20 protein-coding genes and 2 pseudogenes are annotated in these 19,699 nt (G+C 69.3%); 5 read left to right on the top strand and 17 right to left on the bottom strand.

Going from position 1 to position 19,699, the window contains the following annotated elements; translation table 11 throughout:
- Both QRX50_RS11985 and QRX50_RS11980 read right to left on the bottom strand, forming a co-directional pair.
- Nucleotides 1–606 carry an alpha/beta hydrolase gene (locus QRX50_RS11985; protein ID WP_285972014.1) on the bottom strand — a complete coding sequence of 202 codons (606 nt, stop codon included), beginning with the start codon at nt 604–606 and terminating at the stop codon, nt 1–3.
- Nucleotides 603–1,568 (bottom strand): ring-cleaving dioxygenase, encoded by a 966-nt coding sequence (locus tag QRX50_RS11980; protein ID WP_285972013.1) that lies wholly within the window; start codon nt 1,566–1,568, stop codon nt 603–605. The genes QRX50_RS11985 and QRX50_RS11980 overlap by 4 nt, the downstream gene beginning before the upstream one ends.
- A 95-nt stretch (nt 1,569–1,663) precedes the next feature.
- On the opposite strand from QRX50_RS11980, the gene QRX50_RS11975 reads away from it, so the two are divergent.
- Nucleotides 1,664–2,116, top strand: coding sequence for a MarR family winged helix-turn-helix transcriptional regulator (locus tag QRX50_RS11975; protein ID WP_285972012.1), 453 nt, complete (start codon nt 1,664–1,666; stop codon nt 2,114–2,116).
- Nucleotides 2,117–2,190: 74 nt separating this feature from the next.
- The gene (locus QRX50_RS11970) at nt 2,191–2,544 is read left to right on the top strand and encodes a VOC family protein (protein ID WP_285974434.1); all 354 of its coding nucleotides are present in this window, start codon (nt 2,191–2,193) and stop codon (nt 2,542–2,544) included.
- Nucleotides 2,545–2,940: 396 nt separating this feature from the next.
- On the opposite strand, the gene QRX50_RS11965 is transcribed toward QRX50_RS11970, so the two are convergent.
- The 9 genes and pseudogenes from QRX50_RS11965 to QRX50_RS11925 all read right to left on the bottom strand — a co-directional run bounded on the left by QRX50_RS11965 (nt 2,941) and on the right by QRX50_RS11925 (nt 12,257).
- Nucleotides 2,941–3,441, bottom strand: a complete 501-nt coding sequence (locus tag QRX50_RS11965; RefSeq protein ID WP_285972011.1) for an RNA polymerase sigma factor — start codon at nt 3,439–3,441, stop codon at nt 2,941–2,943.
- A 377-nt stretch (nt 3,442–3,818) separates the two neighbouring features.
- The gene (locus QRX50_RS11960) at nt 3,819–4,673 is read right to left on the bottom strand and encodes an amidohydrolase family protein (RefSeq protein ID WP_285972010.1); all 855 of its coding nucleotides are present in this window, start codon (nt 4,671–4,673) and stop codon (nt 3,819–3,821) included.
- Between the two features lie 13 nt (nt 4,674–4,686).
- Nucleotides 4,687–6,249 (bottom strand): benzoate-CoA ligase family protein, encoded by a 1,563-nt coding sequence (locus tag QRX50_RS11955; protein WP_285972009.1) that lies wholly within the window; start codon nt 6,247–6,249, stop codon nt 4,687–4,689.
- 10 nt (nt 6,250–6,259) lie between these two features.
- Entirely contained in the window at nt 6,260–7,681 is a 1,422-nt protein-coding gene (gene boxB, locus QRX50_RS11950) for a benzoyl-CoA 2,3-epoxidase subunit BoxB (RefSeq protein WP_285972008.1), read from the bottom strand.
- 4 nt (nt 7,682–7,685) lie between these two features.
- Nucleotides 7,686–9,341, bottom strand: a complete 1,656-nt coding sequence (boxC, locus tag QRX50_RS11945) for a 2,3-epoxybenzoyl-CoA dihydrolase (protein ID WP_285972007.1) — start codon at nt 9,339–9,341, stop codon at nt 7,686–7,688.
- A gap of 31 nt (nt 9,342–9,372) precedes the next feature.
- Nucleotides 9,373–9,801: a hypothetical protein gene (locus QRX50_RS11940; RefSeq protein WP_285972006.1), complete on the bottom strand. Its 429-nt coding sequence runs from the start codon at nt 9,799–9,801 to the stop codon at nt 9,373–9,375.
- 64 nt (nt 9,802–9,865) lie between these two features.
- Nucleotides 9,866–10,768 (bottom strand): GNAT family N-acetyltransferase, encoded by a 903-nt coding sequence (locus tag QRX50_RS11935; protein WP_285972005.1) that lies wholly within the window; start codon nt 10,766–10,768, stop codon nt 9,866–9,868.
- A 322-nt stretch (nt 10,769–11,090) separates the two neighbouring features.
- Nucleotides 11,091–11,501, bottom strand: a pseudogene (locus QRX50_RS49470) (phosphotransferase); the annotation flags it as partial.
- A 309-nt stretch (nt 11,502–11,810) separates the two neighbouring features.
- On the bottom strand, nt 11,811–12,257 hold the full coding sequence (locus QRX50_RS11925) for a MarR family winged helix-turn-helix transcriptional regulator (RefSeq protein ID WP_285972003.1): 447 nt from the start codon (nt 12,255–12,257) through the stop codon (nt 11,811–11,813).
- A 46-nt stretch (nt 12,258–12,303) separates the two neighbouring features.
- On the opposite strand from QRX50_RS11925, the gene QRX50_RS11920 reads away from it, so the two are divergent.
- Nucleotides 12,304–12,768 carry a DUF1579 family protein gene (locus QRX50_RS11920; protein WP_285972002.1) on the top strand — a complete coding sequence of 155 codons (465 nt, stop codon included), beginning with the start codon at nt 12,304–12,306 and terminating at the stop codon, nt 12,766–12,768.
- 9 nt (nt 12,769–12,777) lie between these two features.
- Nucleotides 12,778–13,638 (top strand): alpha/beta fold hydrolase, encoded by an 861-nt coding sequence (locus QRX50_RS11915; protein ID WP_285972001.1) that lies wholly within the window; start codon nt 12,778–12,780, stop codon nt 13,636–13,638.
- 1 nt (nt 13,639) lies between these two features.
- Here QRX50_RS11915 and QRX50_RS11910 read toward each other — a convergent pair whose 3' ends face one another.
- The 6 genes and pseudogenes from QRX50_RS11910 to QRX50_RS11885 form a co-directional block, all read right to left on the bottom strand.
- Nucleotides 13,640–14,392, bottom strand: coding sequence for a glucose 1-dehydrogenase (locus QRX50_RS11910; RefSeq protein WP_285972000.1), 753 nt, complete (start codon nt 14,390–14,392; stop codon nt 13,640–13,642).
- Entirely contained in the window at nt 14,392–15,744 is a 1,353-nt protein-coding gene (locus QRX50_RS11905; RefSeq protein WP_285971999.1) for a cytochrome P450, read from the bottom strand. The genes QRX50_RS11910 and QRX50_RS11905 overlap by 1 nt, the downstream gene beginning before the upstream one ends.
- 27 nt (nt 15,745–15,771) lie before the next feature.
- Complete coding sequence (locus QRX50_RS11900; RefSeq protein WP_285971998.1) at nt 15,772–16,788, bottom strand: terpene synthase family protein; 1,017 nt, start codon at nt 16,786–16,788, stop codon at nt 15,772–15,774.
- Nucleotides 16,785–18,050, bottom strand: coding sequence for a cytochrome P450 (locus tag QRX50_RS11895; protein WP_285971997.1), 1,266 nt, complete (start codon nt 18,048–18,050; stop codon nt 16,785–16,787). The genes QRX50_RS11900 and QRX50_RS11895 overlap by 4 nt, the downstream gene beginning before the upstream one ends.
- Before the next feature lie 565 nt (nt 18,051–18,615).
- Complete coding sequence (locus QRX50_RS11890) at nt 18,616–18,777, bottom strand: hypothetical protein (protein WP_285971996.1); 162 nt, start codon at nt 18,775–18,777, stop codon at nt 18,616–18,618.
- Nucleotides 18,777–18,966: pseudogene (locus QRX50_RS11885) on the bottom strand (2-keto-4-pentenoate hydratase); the annotation flags it as partial. The gene QRX50_RS11890 and the pseudogene QRX50_RS11885, both read right to left, overlap by 1 nt.
- Before the next feature lie 221 nt (nt 18,967–19,187).
- On the opposite strand from QRX50_RS11885, the gene QRX50_RS11880 reads away from it, so the two are divergent.
- Nucleotides 19,188–19,691, top strand: a complete 504-nt coding sequence (locus QRX50_RS11880) for a VOC family protein (protein ID WP_285971995.1) — start codon at nt 19,188–19,190, stop codon at nt 19,689–19,691.
- Nucleotides 19,692–19,699: the final 8 nt, after the last annotated feature.

The raw sequence follows: 19,699 nt of genomic DNA, 5'->3' as shown, positions 1-19,699 counted from the left end.
CTAGCGAGCGAGCCACTCCCGGGCCGCGCGGACGCCGTCGAGCGTGATCTGGTGCCCGCCGGGCTGGCGGTGCGTGGTCACTTCGGCGCCCCGCTCCTTGAGCAGGCGGATGTACTCCTCGGTGGAAGCCAAGGGGGCCATCGGGTCCTGCTCGCCGTTGGACAGGAAGACACGCGTGTCCGAAAGGTCGCGGTCTGGCGGTTGCGGGACCGGGGACATGCCGGAGAACAGCGCGGCTTCGGTGAGGACTTCCGGACGGAGGAGCGTGACGGCGGCGGCGATGTTGGCGCCGTTGGAGAAGCCGACGGCGACGAGGCGGCGGTCTTCGAAACCGTACTCGTTCTTGGCTGCCTCGACGAAGTCGGCGAGGTCGTTGGCGCGCTTGACCACGTCTTCGTGGTCGAAGACGCCCTCGGCGAGCCGGCGGAACCACCGCGCCGCGCCGAACTCCGACACCGGGCCGGCCGGGGCGAGCGTGGCCGAGCCGGGGCTCAGCTCACGGGCGAGGCCGAGCAGGTCGTCGGGGCCACCGCCGGTGCCGTGCAGCAGGAGCAGCACCGGCAAGCCCGGCTGGCCCTCGGTGTACTTGTGCTCGAACGTGCTCACTTCTGCTCCGGGTTGTTCTCGCTCGGGAGGTTCAGCTTGGGCAGCATGTGCTCGATCTCGTCGCGGCGCGGTTCCAGCCACGGCGGGAGCTTCAGCGCACGGCCGAGCTCGAGCAGCGGCTCGTCGTAGGTGAAGCCGGGCGCGTCCGTGGCCACTTCGAGCAGGGTGCCGCCGGGCTCGCGGAAGTAGATGGAGCGGAAGTACTGGCGGTCCAAAATAGACGTGACGTTGACACCCTTGTCCACGAGCTCCTCACGCCAGGCCGCCTGCGTCGGCTCGTCGGGCGCGCGCCAGGCCACGTGGTGCACGGTGCCCGTGGCGACGAGGCCGCGCGGGGTCTCCGGCGTCACGAGCACGTCGACGAGCGCGCCCGGGCCGCCTTCGCCCGCCTCGAAGCGGAAGCGGTTGCCTTCCTGGCTGTGGAAGGAAAGGCCGAGGCCGTCGGTGAACATGCCGGCCGTCGCGTCCTCTTTGGACACCGACAGCGTGACGGAGTGCAGGCCGCGGATGGCGTTCTCCGCCGGGACGAGCTTCGTGTCCCACGGGTCGCGCGGGTCGCCCTGCGGGTGCGCGACGAGGGCGAGCTGCAGGCCGTCGGGGTCGCGGAAGGCCAGGGTTTCCTCGTTGTCGGCGTTGCGGATCTGGCTCGTCTCCACACCCTGAGCCTTCAGGTGCTGCTGCCACCAGCCGAGCGAGGTCTCCGGCACGGAGAACGCCGTGGTCGTCGCCTGGCCGGTCCCGAGGCGGCCGGCGGGCGCGTCGGACCAGGGGAAGAAGGTGATCAGCGAGCCCGGTTTGCCGGACTGGTCGCCGTAGTAGAGGTGGTAGGTGCCCGGGTCGTCGAAGTTGACGGTCGTCTTCACCAGCCGCAGCCCCAGGGTCCGCAGGTAGAAGTCGACGTTGCGCTGGGGGTTGCCGCCGATGGCGGTGACGTGGTGCAACCCGCTCGTTTTGATGGACATCAGGTCTCCTCGGGGTGCTGGTGTCTCAAGCTAACTCACAAAACCTCTCGCGCGCAAGATATATTCCAGTGAGACTGTGCGGTAGCGTGTGCGCCGTGACACCTGACCCGCGCACGGACGACGACGAGATCGTGACCTGGTGGGGCCTCGTGATCGAGGGTTACCTCGCCACGCAGGACAAGCTGATGGGCGAGATCGCCGATCGGTTCGGCATCGCGCCCGCGTCGTTCGACATCCTGCTGAGACTCGTGCGCTCACCCGACCACCGCATGCCGATGACCCGCCTGGCCACCGAGGCGGCGCTGTCCAGCGGTGGCTTCACCAAGGTGGCCGACCGCCTCGTCGCCGCGGACCTCATCTGCCGCATCCCCAGCCCGGACGACCGTCGCGTCACGTTCGCCGCCCTGACCGAGCACGGCCTGGACGTCGCCCTGAAGGCCCGCTCGGCCTGCGCGGAAATCCTGCGCCGTATCGTCCTGACCCCCCTCGGCGACGACGCGTCGGCTCTCGCTTCCGCCATGCGCACCCTGCGGTCGGCCAACGGCTGAAAAACGCGCCCTACCGACGTTTTGCCTGGTCGGCGCATGCTGCTGACATGCTTACCGACTCGACCATCACCACCATGCTCCCGGTGTCCGACGCCACCCGCGCCGCCCACTTCTACGCCGACTCCCTCGGCCTCGCCCCCGTCAACACCGGCGAAGACGGAACCCAGTACTTCGCCGCCGGAGCCGGCACCATCGGACTGCGGCTGATGCCCGAGGGAGCGCAAAGCCCGAACACGGCGTTGAGCTTCGAGGTCGTCGACCTGCCGGCCGAGATGACTCTGCTGGAGCGGCGCGGGGTGCAGTTCCAGGACGTCGACGTGGAGGGGCTGAAGACCGTCAATCACGTGGCCCGGGTGGGGCAGGAGAGGGCGGCGTGGTTCGCGGATTCGGAGGGGAACGTTTTGTGTCTGCATGAGATCGTAGATTGATTTTGGGCTGTTGAGCTGCGGCTTTGCGCGCGAGCTCGACTGTTCGGTTTCGCACGGGTTCGGGCCTTCGGCCTTGCGCACCTGATCGAACGCGGTCGCGGGTAGGTGCAGCCCGGCGCGGTGAACGGGTATCTCAACGCCGGCTCCGCTGCTTGTCCAGGCATCTCGGCGAAATCCGCGGGCCAGCGGACGTCTGTCGCTCGCTGACCGGGCTTCGTCGCCGCTCGCCCGAAGCGCCGTTGCGACGTGCGCCGACCCTGCCGCTATTGCGCTGACTTGCGGAAGTCCGAGGCTCAAAGCCCGCGCCCGCGCTGGAGCTGCCGACTGAGACGCGTCGACCGCGACCGAACCTTCGCCACCGGTAAGGCGGCCGACCCGGCGTGCTGCATCCGCCGCTCACGGGTACGTGTACCCCTGCGCCGTGAGCCGATACCTCAGCACGGCGAGGCACCGGCTCCGCACCTTGCCCAGGCTGCTCGGCGAAATCCCCAGCTCAGCCGCCACCTCACGGACCGACAGCTCCGGCCGGTGCGCCAGCAACCACACCAGCCGCCGGTGGCGGTCCGGCAGGCTGTCGACCGTGCGCCACAACGCGATGGCCACGTCGTTGTCCAGCGCCGCCGCTTCGGGCGACTCGGCGGCGCCCGCCGGGGCGACCGCGGCCTCGACCTCCGCGGACCGCGCCCGCCGGCTGACGGCGCGGATGGCGTGCCGCCGGGCGACCGTGGTGAGCCAGGCGCCGAGGCGCGAGTGGTCGCGCACGGTGTCCGGCCGGCCGAGGAACTCGGCCCATGCCGCCTGGCACGCGTCCTCCGCGTCGCCGCGCAGCCCCGGGTCGGCGGCGACCACGCGTACGACAAGGTTCGAAATCCGGCGCAACTCCCCGTCCTCGGCCATGCCCACGTCCTTTCGTCCGCAAACGCAGACGACGTGACCACCCCCGCCGGCTCCCGATCACCGGAACGACCGCCGAATCGGGCGACTCCGCGTATCCGCAGGTCACCTCGGCGCACGCAAGAGGTGTTCGGTGTTCTGTATTGACCGAACACCGAACAGCGCGGCAGTCCGCACGCAACTCGCCGAGGCCGGCGCACAGCTGAAGGAGGATGCTGCGCTTCACGTCCGAAAGTGGTTCAGCAAGGACTCGGCCCGAAGCCTGCGCAAAGTCCGGAGCACCCCGGCAGGTGCAGGGATGGAGCTCGACACCCTGGTTCTCACTGGCGAGCTGCTCCTGGCTTCGCTCTCCGGCTGACCGCGTCGAGCCGCACGCGGCGCTACTTCAACCCCGGCATCAGCCTCAGCGCATTACCCGCCAGCACGTCCTCCAAGGTTTCCTCCGGCAGGCCCAGCCCGGCGATCGAGCGGACGTTCACGGCGGTCCCTGGCACGCCCGGCCAGTCCGTGCCGAAGATCCACTTGCGGGCCAGTCGGGGCAGGTCGAAGCGGGCGTAGTAGTCCGGCAGTTTCTTGGGTGGCAGGCCGGCGAGGTCGAGCCAGACGTTGGGGCGCGACTGGGCCATGAAGGCCGCGGTGTCGTACCACCAGCCGCGGCCGCCGTGGGCGAAGACGAAGCTCACGGTGGGGAAGTCTTCGACCACGTCGGACAGCAGGGCGGGGTCGCCGAAGCTCGCGCGGGAGCCGGGAAACACCGAGAGGCCCGAGTGCAGAATGACGGGCACGCCGGCGGAAGCGCACAGCTCGTAGACGGGGTACAGCTCCTTGTCCGCGGGCGAGAAACCGCCGTGCACGGGGTGGAGCTTCAGCGCGACCGCGCCCAGGTCGAGCTGGCGGGCGACCTCGTCGCGAAGCGGGTGGTGCAGGTGCGGGTTCACGTTGGCCACCAACCGGAACCGCGAAGGGTTGTGTGCGACCAGCGGCAGGTTGTCCTCGATCGGCTGGATGCCGGTGGCGCGCGGGCTGTACTCGCAGAACAGCAGTACGCGGTCGACGCCCTCGGAATCCATCAGCTCGTCCATCGCGGCGGGGATCACGGAACCCGCGTCGTCGTAGACCGTGCGCCACGGGTACGTGCCGGCGAAGTCGCGGGCCCAGTCCATCCAGGCCGGTTTGAGCGTGGGCAGCCGGGGGGTGTGGACGTGGGCGTCGACCACGAAACGACCGTCGATCATGCCGGCCAGTCGATCACGGTTTCGCGGGAACCACGAGCAGCGACTCGCGCACCTGGTCGCGGATCACATTGCGGCGAATCTTGCCCGTCGCCGTCTTCGGCAGCTCCGGCAGCTCCACCACGCCGCGCGGACGCTTGAACGCCGCCAGACCCGCGCGGCAGAACTCGATCAGCTCGTCCGGGTCCACGGCGAAGCCGGGCGCCGCGACGACGCACGCCACCGGCTTGTCGAGGCCGTCCGCGTCCGGCGCGGCCACCACCGCCACCTCGGCGACGGACGGGTGCTGCAGCAGTCGTTCCTCCACTTCGGACGGTGACACCCAGATCCCGCCCGCCTTCAGCATGTCGCCGAAGCGGCCCAGGCAAGTCAGCGTGCCGTCCTCGTTGCGGACATAGCTGTCGCCCGTGCGCAGCCACTCGCCCTGGAACACGCGTTTGGTGGTCTCGTACCGCGCCCAGTAGCCCATCGCCGTCGACGGGCCCGACACGAACAGCTCACCCGGCTGCCCTGTGCCCTCGATGAGCGCGCCGTTCTCGTCGCGGATCTCCACGGCGTAGCCCGGCACAGCGGTCCCCGTGCTGCCCGGCCGGATCGAGCCCGGGCGGTTGGACAGAAAGATGTGCAATGCTTCCGTGGAGCCGATCCCGTCGAGGATCTCGACGCCGAAACGGTCGCGGAAACGCGTGAAAATGGTGGCGGGCAACGGTTCCCCGGCCGACACGGCGTAGCGCACCGAGGCGAACGAGTCGTCCGGGACGTCGCTGGCCAGCACGCCGGCGAAGAACGTCGGCACGCCGAAGAACAACGTCGGCTTGTCGGCGCGAGCGCGGGCGGCGAACAAGGCCGGTGTCGGCCGCGCGGGTTCCAGCAGCGTCGTGCCGCCGGCGGCGAGCGGGAAGAACGCGGAATTCCCCAAGCCGTAGGCGAAAAACAGCTTCGGCACGGACAGGAACCGGTCGGCCGGCGCCGTCGCCAGGATCGAATGCGCGTAGGTCTCGCACACCGCGCGGATGCTCGCGTGCCGGTGCATCGCGCCCTTCGGCTGCCCCGTCGTGCCCGACGTGTACAGCCACAGCGCGGGCGAATCCTCCCACGTGCGAGCGGGTTCCAGGTCCAGATCATCCACAGTGGTCAGTTCGGCCCACGCGTGCGTCGCCACGCCCGAGGAGAACTCCGCCGCGTCCGCGCGGTCGAGCAGCACGTCCGTGACCTCCGGCGCGGCCGCCAGCGCACCGACGGCCTGCGCGGCGAACTCCCCGGACACGCACAGCACGCGCGCCCGCGAGTCGGCCAGGACCTTGCCCAGCTCGAGGCCCGTGACCATAGTGGACACCGGCACCGCGACGGCGCCGGCCAGCATCGCGCCGAGGATGCCCGTGAGCAGCTCGACGTCGTCGACCATGCAGAACATCACGCGTTCTTCCGGGCGCACGCCCAGGGAACGCAGGCCCGACGCGACCCGGTGGGCCTCGTCGGTGAGCTCGGCGTAGCTCAGGGTCCGCCGCGCGGAGACGACGGCGGGTGCGTCGGGACGCCCCTGGGACAACAGGTATTCGGCTGCGTTGAACCCGCCCATGGGGCCCCCTCTAGGTGAGGTGCACGTACTCGTAGTCGAACGGTTTGCCGTTGATGCCCTGCCTCGGCGGCGCGACCCAGCTGGCGATCTTCCCGCGCTCGTACACCGGGTGCATGAGCGAGCGGACGAACGTCAGGTCCTCGGCGGTCGGCAGCCACCGGTGCCGGCTGGCCTCCCACGTGGCCTCGTCGACGATGTTGCCGTCGGGAGTGATGTGGTGGCCGGAGTTTATGCCGACCTCGCGGTTGAAACCAGGGTGCGGAAGCTTGAAGCGGAAGTCGAGGTCCGCGTCCGCGAGAATCTTGTTCCAGCGGTTCACACCGGTCTGGCAGTCGGCCGTGTACTCGCCGCGCAGGTCGAGGTTCAGCAGCAGGATGGCCTGCAGCTCGTCCGAGGTCCACGTGCCGTCGCCGTTGGGACGGTCGAGGTCGCGGCTGTCGTCGGTGAGCTTGTGGTCGTCCTTGCGCCGCGTCTCCTGCCAGCGGCCCTTGAGGCCCGCGGTGTAGTAGTTCGCGGCGTTCGTGGAGGTCTCGCTGCCGAACAGGTCGAGCGACACCGTGTAGTGGAAGTTCAGGTACCGCTGGATGATGTCGAGCGGGATGCCACCGTGGGAGGCGATGTCGAGCGTGTCGTGCTCCCGGATGAGATCCGCGGACCGCTGCACCACGCGGTCGACACCCGTGGTGCCGACGAACATGTGGTGCGCCTCTTCCTTCAGCATGAACTCGCACGTGCGCGAGAGCGGGTCGAAGGAGGACTCCTTCAACGTCCCGAGCTGGTACTTCCCGTCGCGGTCGGTGAAGTAGGTGAACATGAAAAAGGCCAGCCAGTCGGCCGTTTCCTCGTTGAACGCGCCGAGGATGCGCGGCGCGTCAGGGCTGCCGGAGTTGCGCAGCAGCAGGCCTTCCGCCTCGTCCCGGCCTTCACGGCCGAAGTACGCGTGCAGCAGATAGACCATCGCCCACAGGTGCCGGCCCTCTTCGACGTTGACCTGGAAGAGGTTGCGCAGGTCGTACAGGCTCGGCGCGGTCAGGCCCAGCAGCCGCTGCTGCTCGACCGACGCCGGCTCAGTGTCGCCCTGGATCACGATCAGGCGCTGCAGGTCGGCGCGGTACTCACCGGGCACCTGCTGCCACACCGGCTCCCCGGCGTGCTCGCCGAAGGCGATGCGCCGGTCGGGGTCGCGCTCGGCCAGGAAGATGCCCCAGCGGTAGTCGGGCACGTTCACGTGGTCGAAGTGCGCCCAGCCCTCACGCCCGACGCTCACGGCCGTGCGCAGGTAGACGCCGTGCGTCTGCAGGGTGGGGCCCATCTCGCCCCACCAGTTCATGAACTTCGGCTGCCAGCCTTCCAGCGCCCGCTGCAACCTCCGGTCGTCGGCGAGGTTGACGTTGTTCGGGATCTTGGCGTCGTAGTCGATCCGTTCGGGCATCGGTTCAGACCCGCTTCCTGTCGAAGATCGCCTTCTGGCCCGTACCGTAGCGGCGCAGCGCGCCTTCGGGGCCAGAAGCGTTAGGTCGGGTGAAGATCCAGTTCTGCCACGCGGTGAGGCGGCCGAAGATCTTCGTTTCGATCGTTTCCGGGCCGACGAACCGGTGGTTCGCCTCCATCCCGGTGAGCGCGTCGGGGCTCAGCGAGGCGCGGCCCTCCAGCGCGATCCGGATCTCGTCCTCCCAGTCGAGGTCGTCCGGCGCGTCGGTGACCAGGCCCAGCTCCACGGTCTCGGCCGGGGTCAGCGCGTGGTCGCGCTCGCGGACGAGCCAGGCGAGGTGGTCGTCGTCGCCGTAGAAGCGCGACTGCAGGCGGGTGAGGCCGTTGCCCATGGGGAACGGGCCGAAGTTGGCTTCCGACAAGGTGACCGACGCGCGTTCTTCGGAATCTTCGTCGTCGATCGGCGGACCGTCCAGGATGTACTGGCGGTCGGCGGCGAGCGCGAGCTCCAGTAGCACGCCGGCGAAGCAGCTGCCCGGCTCGATGAGCGCGATGAGCGTGCGGCTGGTGACGTCGAGGCGCTTCAGCGTGCGCTTGTAGTAGTGCAGGATTTCGTTGCTCAGCCAGTCTTTCGCGCCGAGCACCTGCTGTTCGTGGGCGAGTACCTTCGTCGGGTCACCTTCGGTGCGCAGGACCCACGTGCCGAGCTCGGTTTCGTTGGCGCGCAAGCGGAGGATCGCGTCGTCGAGCTCGCGGGTGAGGCGCAGCAGCCAGCCGTCGGCGCCTTCGGCGTGCAGGTCACCGGGTTCGTCCTCGGGGCCGCGGACGGTGATCGTCGCGAGCGAGGCGGGGCGGTCGTAGGTGATGTCGACAAAGCGGTACTTGATGCCGTCGTCGGTGACCTCGGGGTTCAGCGGCGTGAGCTGCACACCCTGATCGCCCGGCAGTCGCTCGGACTCCGCGGCCAGCTCGCGCGCCCGCGCCAACACGGACTCGCGGAAGCCCACGCGGGGCACGAGCTCGTCGACCAGCCGCCAGTCGACCGCCGTCTTGCCCTTCACACCGTCCGAGCGCGTGGCGAACACGTCGGCGAGGTCGCGGCGCACGCGGCGCTTGTCGACCACGCGCGTGAGGCCGCCGGTGCCGGGCAGCACGCCGAGCAGCGGCACCTCCGGCAACGCGACCGTCGACGAGTTGTCGTCCACGAGCAGGATCTTCTCGCACGCGAGCGCGATCTCGTAGCCGCCGCCTGCGCAGCTCCCGTTGACCGCCGCGACGTACCGCTGACCGGAGAACTCCGTGGCGTCCTCGATGCCGTTGCGGGTTTCGTTGGTGAACTTGCAGAAGTTCACCTTCCACTCGTGCGGCGACGACGCGAGCATCCGGATGTTGGCGCCCGCGCAGAACACCTTGTCCTTGGCGCTCGTCACGATCACGGCCTTGACGCCGGGGTGCTCGAAGCGCAGGCGCTGGGTGGCGTCGTAGAACTCGATGTCCACGCCGAGGTCGTAGGAGTTCAGCTTCAGCTCGTAGCCCGGCACGAGGCCGCCTTGCTCGTCGACGTCCATCTCGAGCCAGGCGACCTCGCCGTCGACGCTGAGCTTCCAGTGCCGGTAGGTGTCCGGGTGGCGCTCGAACGTCACAGTCGTGGTGGTGGTCACTCCCCGATTGTCTACATATCGCTGACTAGCGTCAATGTTGTGTAGACGCTTGATCTCCGATACTCACCCGGTTGAGCTGCGCCGCCACCCAGGACACGAAGAGCCACAACGCTATCGCGGCCGCCGTGTCGGTGAAGATCGTCGCGAACCAGAACGCCGGGATTTGCGGCACCCCCACCAGGAAGTGACCCGCGCTGACCAGACCACCCAGCGAGCAGACCAGCAGGAACCCCAGCGCCCGCCAGTACCGCCCGCGGGCGTAGCAGCGGTAGCCGGCCAGCCCGAACCCGGTGAACAGCACCCACCCGAACCCGACCACGATCTGCGCCGCGAGCACCGGGATGCCCGGGATCTGCGGATAGTCCTGCGCGCGGATGACGTTGTGCGCGTAGTGAAACGTGGTCGTGAGCAGCGTGAACGCCAGGATCACGCGGAGTGCGGTGAGACCTTTCTCCGGCATGGTCGTTCGTCCCCTTCGCGATTTGATAGATCGCTCTAGCGAGAGAGTAACGCCTGATCGGCGCTCACACCAGGTCGATGCGGTGGTAGCTCACGGGGTAGCCGGCCTTCGCGAAAGCCGCCGCCATGGGTCCGTTCGTGACATCCGTGGCGGCGACGATCTTTTCGACGCCGTACCCGACGAGCTCGTGAGTGGCCTCGACGAGCAGGTCGTAGGCGTACCCGCGCCCGCGGTGCTCCGGCACAACGCCGACGTACGCGACGATCGGCACGCTCGGGTTGCGCGCGGGGATGGTGAGACCGACGAGGTCACCGCCTTTCGTGTACGCGAGCCGCCACCAGTCCCGCGGGCTGGGGAGCCAGAGGAGGAGGTCGAGGTCCTCTTGTGCCGCCGCGTCCAGACCGTGCCGCGCGGTGGTGCGGCGGACGTGCGCGTCGAGGCTGCCCTGGTGGACGCGCCGGAAGACGTCTCGGATCTTGTCGTCCTGCGGTTCCGGGCGAAACTCGAGGCGGCCGGGCTTTTCGGGGAGCCCGTCCGCGGTGGTCCAGGTGTAGCGGTAACGCTCGACGAGCACCTCCATCCCGGCGGCGATGGCGGCTTGGATGCGGCTTTCGACCTCGGGTTTGACGGCTGGGTCTTCACGCCAGCCAGGCGGGACGGTGAGGGAGTACTCGGTGCGGAACGGCGCCTGGCGCAGGACTTCGATGCCGGCTTCGACGTCGGTGAAGTCGAACCAGTCGAGGGCCAGGGGTTGTTCGTCGTTTTCGCCCGCCCACCAGGCCGCGCGCGCCACGGGTTTGCCGTTTCGGGTGGCCAACCAGGTCCACTCGGGACGGTATTCGCCGCGTCGGGCCATTCTTTCGTAGTCCCGCCCGAGCAGGGCGCTGCCGACGCTCCGGGTGGCCGTGAGATCGGTGAAGAGGTGCTCTTCGCCCGCGACGAGCGGGCGCACGACCAGGTCGGTCATGTGTTTCCTTCCGGGAGTTTCGCGCTCCCGTCAGACCCTCGGCACCCTCAGCCGGAGGCGGGAACGCGTGATCGAGTAGCCGAACATGGCGTCCACCTCCTGTTCTGTGTGGTGAGGGTGCTGCGCAGTACTCAACCTGGTTGCCGTGGTGGTGGTCAACTGGTTTATCCCAGCAGGGCAGCCAGGGTGTCGACGACCGCGGTGACGGCCGCCGGTACGCGGAGGTGCCTAGACCACAGGGCCGACTCCGCCGCCCTCCCTGCGTCCATCGGCGCGCCCGCTCGCGGTCGACCTCGGCTGCCTCGGCGAACTCCGCGATTCGCCGGTTTACCGCCTGGCGCAAGCTGACTTCCGCCGTCGCCGCGGGCCAGTCGCCGCGCAAGACGGGCAGCAGCTCGAACGCCGGGTCGCCGGCCAGCCCGTCGGGATCGATGACCCGCGGTTCCTCATCGCTGTGCATGATGTTGCCGAACTGCAGGTCACCATGCAGCAGCGAGGTCCGGCGATCAGCCGTGAGGTCGCGAACGTTGGCAATCGCGGCGTCGATGATTCGTGCCGGCAACGGAGATCCCAGCCGCGTGGCGTGCCCAGGCAAGTCCCAGCCGAGTGCTTTGTCCGCCAGCGACGGCACGCCGGGCGGCGCCGGGATGGCCAACCGCCGGGCGAGGCGGCCGACCGTGGTGAACGGGGCCGGGTCCGGCTTCGCCACGGGCCGCAGCCGTTCGAGCAGCATCGCGAACCGGCTGTCGTCGCGTTCCAGGAGGTGAGCCGCCGTTGCCCTGCCACGCGGACAGGGCCACCGGCTCGGCGGTGTTCGCCGACGACGGGAACGCCAGCTTGAGCACGACCTCGGTGCCATCCGCGCGGAGGGCGGGGACCACCACACCGACGAAGCCGTGCAACACCGGCCCCGGCTCGGTGCACGCCCAGTGCTCCAGGAGTTCCGCCGCCAGCTCCGGCAGCGACTCCACCCAGCGCCTGCCCGCCTCACCCTCGCGGGCGATCGTCGCCACGGCGAAGTCCGACGGCACGGTCAAGCGCCTCACCGTGGTTCCGCGAGGCGAACCCGCAACGCCGCCAACGTGCGAAGCGTGACCTCGACATCCTCGGGCGACAGCGCCGAAGCCACCTCGTCCGCCCACCGAGCCTGGCGGGTTCCGAGGTCGCTGAGGGCCGAGTGCGCCGTGGGAGTCAGCTGCAGAAGCGGTGCACGGGCATCGGCGGGATTCGAAGCGCGCGTGAGCATTCCGTTGCGCAGCAGGCGGTTCACGGTTTCCTGCACGCTCTGGCGACGGAGGCCGCGGCGGCGGGCGAGTTCGGCGGTTGTGGCGGGGCCGTCTTCGAGGAAGCCGAGGACCAGCCACTGGGCGGCGGTGAGACCGGCCGCCGCGGTGAGGGCGTCGCCGGTGGCCAGGAGGGTGCCGTTGGTGAGGACGACGTCGTTGACGAGCTGAGTGAGCTGCTCGGCGCGGGCGGTGCGGCGGGTCATCGTGCTAGCGTCCCATATTGACAGGCGCCTGTCGAAAGGAGAGGTCATGGAGATGCCCGAAATCAGCAGAGCGCACGAAGAGCTCAAGGCCCTCGAAGGGGACTGGGCCGGCACGGAGGAGCTCGCGGCCTCGTCGTGGGCGGCCGCGGCAACCGCGAAGGCCACGGTCAGTTACCGAGGCGCGCTGGACGGGTTCGCGGTGGTGCAGGAGTACGTCCAGACGCGGGAGGACGGCAGCACCTTCCTGGGCCATAACGTCTTCACCGTCGACCCGGCCACGCAGGAGACGCTCTGGTACGGCTTCGACAGCTACGGCTTCCCGCCCGGCGAGCCGGGGCGCGGCGGGTGGCGCGAAGGGACCCTTCACCTCGAAAAGCGCACTCCGCGTGGCATCGCGCGGCACCGGCTGACCCCGAGCGAAAATGCCCTCACCCACGAGATCGACGTGAAGATGGGCGACGCCGCGGAGTTCAGTCCGTTCCTGCGTGCCCGGTACACCCACACGCAGTAAGAAGAGAGCATGAGCGAGTCGACCACCCAGGCCAATGGCATCACCCTCTGCCACGAGGAGTTCGGCGCCGCGACGGCCCCGCCGCTGGTGCTGATCATGGGCCTCGCCGCGCCGATGACCTGGTGGGACGACGACTTCTGCGAGCAGCTCGCCGCGCGCGGCTTTCGCGTGGTCCGCTTCGACAACCGCGACGCCGGGCGCTCGCAGCGCATGTCCGGGCGCGCCGACGTCGTGCGCGCCTACCTGCTGCGTGCGGCGCCGTACTCGGTGGCCGACATGGCCGACGACACCGCCGGCCTGCTCGACGCCCTCGGCATCGAGCGCGCTCACGTCGTCGGCGCGTCGATGGGCGGCATGATCGCCCAGACGCTCGCCATCCGGCACCCGCGCCGCGTCAGGTCGCTGACCTCGATCATGTCCACCACCGGCAGCCGCCTGATCGGTCACCCGAGCCCGCGCGCGGCCGCGTCGATGCTGGCGCCGCAGCCGCGCAGCCGGGCCGAGTACGTCGAGCTGCTGGTCAAGACGTTCCGCCTCATCGGCTCCCCCGGCTACCCCTTCGACGAGCAACGCATGCGCGCACGCGCCGAACGCACCTTCGACCGCGGCGTCAACCCGGGCGGCGCCGCGCGCCAGCTCGCCGCGATCCTCTCGACCCGCGACCGCACCGCCGCCCTGCGCCGCCTCACCCTCCCGTCGCTGGTGGTCCACGGCGCGCGCGACCCCCTCGTCCACGTCTCCGGCGGCCGCGCGACAGCCCGCGCCCTGCGCGCCGACCTCGACGTCGTCCCGGGCATGGGCCACGACCTGCCACAGGAGATCTGGCCCCGCGTGCTGGACGGCATCGAGCGGGTGGCCGCACGGGCCTAGCTCACTGAGCCACCAACCCGCCGTCCACAGCCCACGCCTGGCCCGTCACGAAGGACGCCCGGTCGGACAGCAGCCAGGCCACGGCCTCGGCGATCTCCTCCGGCTGGGCGGCCCGGTTGATCGGCTGCATGGCCGCGATCTGCTCCTCGGTGACGACGCCGGTGGCCACCACCTGCTCGTACATCCCGGTGCGCACGGTGCCCGGGCAGACGGCGTTGACGCGGATCCCCTGCGTCGCGTACTCCAGGGCGGCGGCGCGAGTCAGGCCGACGACACCGTGCTTCGCGGCGACGTAAGCGGAGAGCCCGATGCCCATCCCGACCAGGCCGCCAGTGGACGAAGTGTTCACGATGGACCCGCCGGACCCGAGCATCCGGCGTAGTTCAGCGCGCAGGCAAAGCCACACGCCTTCGAGATTCACCGACATCACGCGGTGCCAGTTCTCCGAAGTGGACTCGGCGACGGACTCGAAAGCACCGTCCACACCGGCGTTGTTGAAGGCGCCGTCGAGCCGGCCGTACACCGCGACCGCCGCCTCCACCATCGACTCGACGTCGTCCTCGACGGACACATCGGCCTTCACCGCCGTCGCCGTGCCGCCTTGGGCCACAACCAGGTCGGCCGTCTCGCGGCAGGTGCCGTGGTCGATGTCGGCGAGCAGCAGGCGGGCGCCGTAGCCGGCCAGGACGAGCGCGGTGCTGCGGCCGATGCCGGAGCCGGCACCGGTGACGATCACGGATTTGCCTTCGAGCATCAGTTGTTCCCTCGCGCGTGGACGGTCATCGGCAGCTGGTCGAGGTGCACGATGCTGGAGATCACGGTCTTCGGGCGAAAGCCGGCGGGCAGCTCCAGCCGGCGGCTCGCGACGATGCCCGCGATGGTGATCTTCATCTGCACAGCCGAAAACGCGTCGCCGATGCACTGTCGGTTGCCGAGCCCGAACGGCATGAACGCCCGCTGCATCCGCTCCGTCGGCGCGTCGCCGAGCCAGCGATCCGGGTTGAAGCGCAACGGGTCGGCGAAGATCGCCGGGTCGCGTTGCAAAGCTGCGGGGCTGTACAGGACCTCGCTGCCCGGCTCGATGGTCACCCCACCGAGCGTCACCGGCTTGACCGCGCGACGCATCAGAATCCACAGTGGATGGTGCAGCCGCAGGTTCTCCCGCACGAAGGCCTCGGTGAGTGTCAGCGCGGGCAGATGCGCCGCCTCCAGATCCCGACCATCGGCGACCTTGTCGACTTCCGACTCCAGCCGCTGCCGCAATGCGGGATCCCGCGCCAACTCGTACATCGCCCACGTCATCAACGTCGCCGGCGTCTCGATGCCTGCGATCAGCAACGTCATGATCTGGTCGCGGATCTGCGTGTCGGTGAGCGTGGTGCCGGTCCGGGCGTCCTGCGCGCCGAACAGCAGTGACACGAAGTCACCGAGATCACCGAGATCCTTGCGGTAGACGGCGACGAGACGCGCGGCGGCGTCACGCAGGTCGGCGCACGCGGCGGCGAACCGGCGGCCCACCGAAGTGGGTACGCGCGCGAGGAAGTCGGGCAACAGCGTCCGCTGACCAAGCCCCTGCAGCAGGGCCGGCAGCTCGTCGCGGGCCAGCTGCACCACTTCCCGCGCCTCCGGGGCGAGGAACATGGTCTGGCCGATGATCTCGCTGGCCATCACGTGCATCTCGCGGTCCATCGCGACGGTCTCGCCTGGCCGCCAAGCAGCCGCCTGCTCACGGACGACGTCGCTCATGATCCGGATGCTGCGCTGGATCTGTTCCCGGTGGAACGCCGGCTGCACCATCCGGCGTTGCCGAAGGTGTTCAGGGCCCTCCGCGGTGAAGAGCCCGTCGCCGACGTATGGCCGCGCCTTCTGGAAAATGCGCCCGCGATCGAAGCTCTTCGCCTCTTCGACCATCACGGTACGCACGAGTTCCGGCGAGTTCAGCACGAGGAACGGCCTCGTGCCGATCCGGATCCGCACGAGGTCACCGACCGGCTGCAAGGACGTGAGATAGCCGACGCGATCACTGCGCAGCAACGAAAGCGTGTGGCCGAGCAGCGGGAGACCGCCCGGCGCGGTCGGAGCCTGGCGAGCCAGGAGCATGGTCATGGAACGCTCCAAACGGAACTCAGAAGGTCAGATGGTCGGCCAGCCGAGGAGATCCTCCACATAGGACGCCTTCGCGCCGTCGGGAGAAGCCTCGGACGGCGAGAAGCGGATGGTGTCCGTGCGGTCCCAGGCCTCCATGCCGGCCGCCCACGACTGCTGGTCACGCACGCACCGCAGCACCCGCTCGGGCGCCTCGATCCCCAGCCCCGCCATGACTTCCGGCAGCTCCCGCGCAGCAGCGAGGTGGTCTTGCACCCGCAACGCGATCCGCGCGGCCACGGCATCGATCGAGCCCCGCACACCCAGGTGCTCATGGTGATCCAGCACGGTCACGAGGTTGATCGGGTCTCCCTGCTCCATGTGCAACGAGTGGATGTCGTTGATCCAGCACATGATGTCCGCGGTCCCCAGCGCCAGCGTCTGGTACTGTGGCGTCCGATACAGCTCGTCCGGCACCGTGGCACCCTCGGCGAGCTCCACGAGGTCCACAGTGGGCAGCACCGTGGAAGCGTTGCGCCGCACTGAGATGTAGTCCTCGACGGTCGGCACAGTCCCCGAAAGCCGATATGCGTTCTCGGCCAGGTGCCCCGTGAGCCACAGGTCCAGGTTGTGCCGGAACCGAGAAACCCAGTACGGAGCGCGACCGGCCAGCGTCCGCTCCAGCAAGTCCTGCAAGGCCGCCACGAGCGGGTGGTCCTCGTGGACCACCGCGGCGCCACCGATGACGCGCCGCATGTTCGCCACCAGACTCTCGTAACGCTCGGCTCGCCCGGTCGTCACGCCGATGTTCTGCTGGTCGTCCGTCACGAAGAAGAAACTGTTCCAATCCGTGATCAGGGCCAGCCCCTCGAGCGGCGCCCACGGTGTGAGCGTGGCCATGATGCGCCCGTAACCGAGAGCGCGGAACTTGGCCGCCACCTCCGGCGACCGCAGCAGGCCGAACTTCCGACACCACGTCTCGGTGAGCTCCTGCACGTGCCCGGCATCGGGATGACTGGCCGTCTCGAACGGCAGCCGCAGGTCCGGCAGCTCCACGGCGTTCACACCGAAGCCGGGTGCGTACGACGGCTGACGGTCATGGGCAGCTTGTCCGGGCGGATCAGCGCGCTCGCCACCTCGCGGACATCCGTGCCCAGCGCGAGGCTCAGGTGCCAGCGCGAGCAGATCACGGCGGTGATCATGGTGAGCTCCATGGTGGCGAACACCTTGCCGATGCACTGGTACGAACCGGCGGCGAACGGGATGTAGGCGCCCTTGGGGATCCGCTGCGCGTTCTCCGGCAGCCACCGGTCGGGGTCGAAGCGCAGCGGGTCCGGGAACCAGCGCACGTCGTGGTGCAGGAGGTACGGGCTGTAGATCAGCTCCGCGTCGGCCGGGATGGTGGACCGGCCGGCGCGGACCTCGGTCAGCGTGCGCCGCGAGAACAGCAGCGGGGTGTGCAGCCTGAGCACCTCGTCGATCACGCGGCCGAGGTACTCCAGCGCGGGCAGGTCGTCGTACTCCGGCGCGCGGCCGCCGAGGACGGCGTCGAGCTCGGCGTGCACCCGCGCGGACACCTCGGAGTCGCGCCCGATCTCGTACAGCACCCAGCCGAGCGTCGCCCCGGGTGCTTCGACGCCGGTGAGCGCCAAGGTCATCACCTGCGCGTGGAGCTCCTGGTCGGTGAGGCCGTTGCCGTCGTCGTCGCGCACCGCCAGCAACGCGGACAACACGTCACCGCGGTCCTCGCCCGCCTCGCGGTAGGCGCTCACGACCTCGTCGATCGAACGGTTCATCCGGTTCATGGCCCGGGTGAAGCGGAGGTTGCCCGGCGTGGGGACCTTCTCCCACGCGGACGGCAGGACGATGCGCTTGAGCAGGCTGTGGGTGAGCAGGCGCATACCGTGCTTGATCGCGTCGGCCGTCTCGGTGCTCGCGGTGAACTTGAACAGGCTGCGGGTCAACGCGGTGAGCGCCAGGTCGTTCATGACCTCGTCGGCCGCGAGGGTGGCGCCGTCCGGCCAGGAATCCGCGGCTTCCTCGGCCGCGGTGCGCATGATCGACGAGTATTCGACGAGACGCTCACGGCTGAAAACCGGCTGCAGCAGTTTGCGCAGCCGGCGGTGCTCGTCGCCCGACGCGGTCGCGATTCCCTCGCCCAGGCCGGGTTTCAGGCGCTCGAAGCAGAGGCCGCGTTTGTAGTCGAGGTCGCCCGGAACCAGCACGTCGCGAGTCGCGTCGGGGTCGGCGATGACGTAGACGGGGAAGTTGCCGAAGCGCACCTTGACGACGTCGCCGTAGCGGGCCAGTGCGGGGAGGAACTCCAACGGTTTGCGCAGGACCGGGACGATGTGGCCGAGGACCGGCCACGCCCCGGGAGCCTCGACGGCCGCGTGGACTTCTTCTGTCCTGTATGGACATTCAGCCGGAGAGCCGGCTGTTCCCGGTACACCCTTCTCCGGGCATTCTTTGACGCCTGACACAGAGCCCCCTGAAGGGTGAAAGTGGTGGGTCCGCCGGCCCGGGAAGACGGGTCGCGATTCGTCGAGGTTCGGCCCTCGCTGCTCGTTCGATTCCAAGCTTCGCACCGGAATCTGTCAAGGAACGCCACCCGGATCACCCGCTCGACGTATTCCGCCGCTATCAGCCCCAGTTCCTGTTCAAGCCTCGAAGAAGTGTTCTTTCGGGCAAAACCAAGCGGAATCCACGCTCGGAGGTGACAGCGGGCACTGCATTACCGGGCATATACCCGTAAATGTCGATCGGGCACGAGGTACGCCCGCAGTCGCGTTGTCGGCGGTGTTCAGAGCGTGATCACACCCAGGTGCGTGAAGTGCGCGGCCACCCGGGAATCGAGACGGACGTCGACGAGCTCGGTGAGGCCGTCGGTCATCACCAGCAGGCATCCCTCGACGTGAGCACCGCGGTCACGCTGCCAGCCGTGCTGCTGGAAGTCGACGGACCCACCACACCCTGTGCCAGCCGGAAAACCAGCACCGGCCGCGCCCGCATCCCCGCGACGACGGGAGCCGTGAGCATCTCGTCCATCCGCATCACGCGTCCTCCTCCGCCGCGAACACCGCAGTCACCTTGCCGGGGCCGGCCATCGCCGCGACGACCGTGTCCCCCGGCCGGCGAACCCAGCACGGCCCCGCCGGCGCCGGTCGCGGCGAGCGCGCCGTTCACGTGCAGGGTGCAGCCGGTGAGCCGCAGGTCCACGTCGCCCAAGGCCGTCGGGCGGGACGCCGCCGGACGCTCTCGCCGCTCGTGGGGCCCCGGGCCAGGCTGTCGACGACTTCCCGCAGGTGCTCCACGCCGTGGCGCTATCCCCGGACGGACCGCCCCGACCAAGGCGTTCGTTCCACTGGACGGCACCCCAAAATCTCTCGCGAAGAAACTTCTTGCGCGCGAGACATCCCAGGAGTACCTTTTGAAGGACCAACCCTGAGAGGACGTGACCGGAGATGGCACCCACCGAGACCGAAGTCGCGAAGCTCACCGAAGCCCGTGACCAGCTGCGGGACAAGCACCTGCACCCGGCCGCCGTCCGGCCCACGACCGCGGGCCGCGGCATCCACCACACCGCGCTGCTCTCCAGCGACGTCGAGCGGACGATCACCTTCTACCAGGACGTGCTCGGCTTCCCGCTCACCGAGCTGATCGAGAACCGCGACTACCCGGGTTCCAGCCACTTTTTCTTCGACGTCGGCAACGGCAACGCGGTCGCGTTCTTCGACCTGCCGGGCCTCGACCTCGGCCCGTACGCGGAGGTCCTCGGCGGCTTGCACCACCTGGCGCTCTCGCTGACGCCGGAGAACTGGGCCGCCGCGCGCACCCGTCTCGACAAGGCCGGCGTGAAGTACCTCGAGGAGAGTGGCACGTCCATCTACCTCACCGACCCCGACGGCGCGCGCATCGAGCTCATCGCCGACGACCTCGGTGAGATGTACGGCTCGAAGATCGGCTGACGCGGAAT

The sequence above is a fragment of the Amycolatopsis sp. 2-15 genome, from assembly GCF_030285625.1.
GTDB classification, from domain to species: domain Bacteria; phylum Actinomycetota; class Actinomycetes; order Mycobacteriales; family Pseudonocardiaceae; genus Amycolatopsis; species Amycolatopsis carbonis.
This window is presented reverse-complemented; position numbering and strand designations above follow the sequence as displayed.

Coding starts and splice junctions, on each gene's coding strand:
- QRX50_RS11980 (WP_285972013.1), bottom strand. CDS start 1,568: ATGTCCATCAAAACGAGCGGGTTGCACCACGTCACCGCCATCGGCGGC.
- QRX50_RS11970 (WP_285974434.1), top strand. CDS start 2,191: ATGCTCCCGGTGTCCGACGCCACCCGCGCCGCCCACTTCTACGCCGAC.
- QRX50_RS11965 (WP_285972011.1), bottom strand. CDS start 3,441: ATGGCCGAGGACGGGGAGTTGCGCCGGATTTCGAACCTTGTCGTACGC.
- QRX50_RS11960 (WP_285972010.1), bottom strand. CDS start 4,673: ATGATCGACGGTCGTTTCGTGGTCGACGCCCACGTCCACACCCCCCGG.
- QRX50_RS11955 (WP_285972009.1), bottom strand. CDS start 6,249: ATGGGCGGGTTCAACGCAGCCGAATACCTGTTGTCCCAGGGGCGTCCC.
- boxB (WP_285972008.1), bottom strand. CDS start 7,681: ATGCCCGAACGGATCGACTACGACGCCAAGATCCCGAACAACGTCAAC.
- QRX50_RS11940 (WP_285972006.1), bottom strand. CDS start 9,801: ATGCCGGAGAAAGGTCTCACCGCACTCCGCGTGATCCTGGCGTTCACG.
- QRX50_RS11935 (WP_285972005.1), bottom strand. CDS start 10,768: ATGACCGACCTGGTCGTGCGCCCGCTCGTCGCGGGCGAAGAGCACCTC.
- QRX50_RS11925 (WP_285972003.1), bottom strand. CDS start 12,257: ATGACCCGCCGCACCGCCCGCGCCGAGCAGCTCACTCAGCTCGTCAAC.
- QRX50_RS11920 (WP_285972002.1), top strand. CDS start 12,304: ATGGAGATGCCCGAAATCAGCAGAGCGCACGAAGAGCTCAAGGCCCTC.
- QRX50_RS11915 (WP_285972001.1), top strand. CDS start 12,778: ATGAGCGAGTCGACCACCCAGGCCAATGGCATCACCCTCTGCCACGAG.
- QRX50_RS11910 (WP_285972000.1), bottom strand. CDS start 14,392: ATGCTCGAAGGCAAATCCGTGATCGTCACCGGTGCCGGCTCCGGCATC.
- QRX50_RS11905 (WP_285971999.1), bottom strand. CDS start 15,744: ATGACCATGCTCCTGGCTCGCCAGGCTCCGACCGCGCCGGGCGGTCTC.
- QRX50_RS11890 (WP_285971996.1), bottom strand. CDS start 18,777: ATGCGGATGGACGAGATGCTCACGGCTCCCGTCGTCGCGGGGATGCGG.
- QRX50_RS11880 (WP_285971995.1), top strand. CDS start 19,188: ATGGCACCCACCGAGACCGAAGTCGCGAAGCTCACCGAAGCCCGTGAC.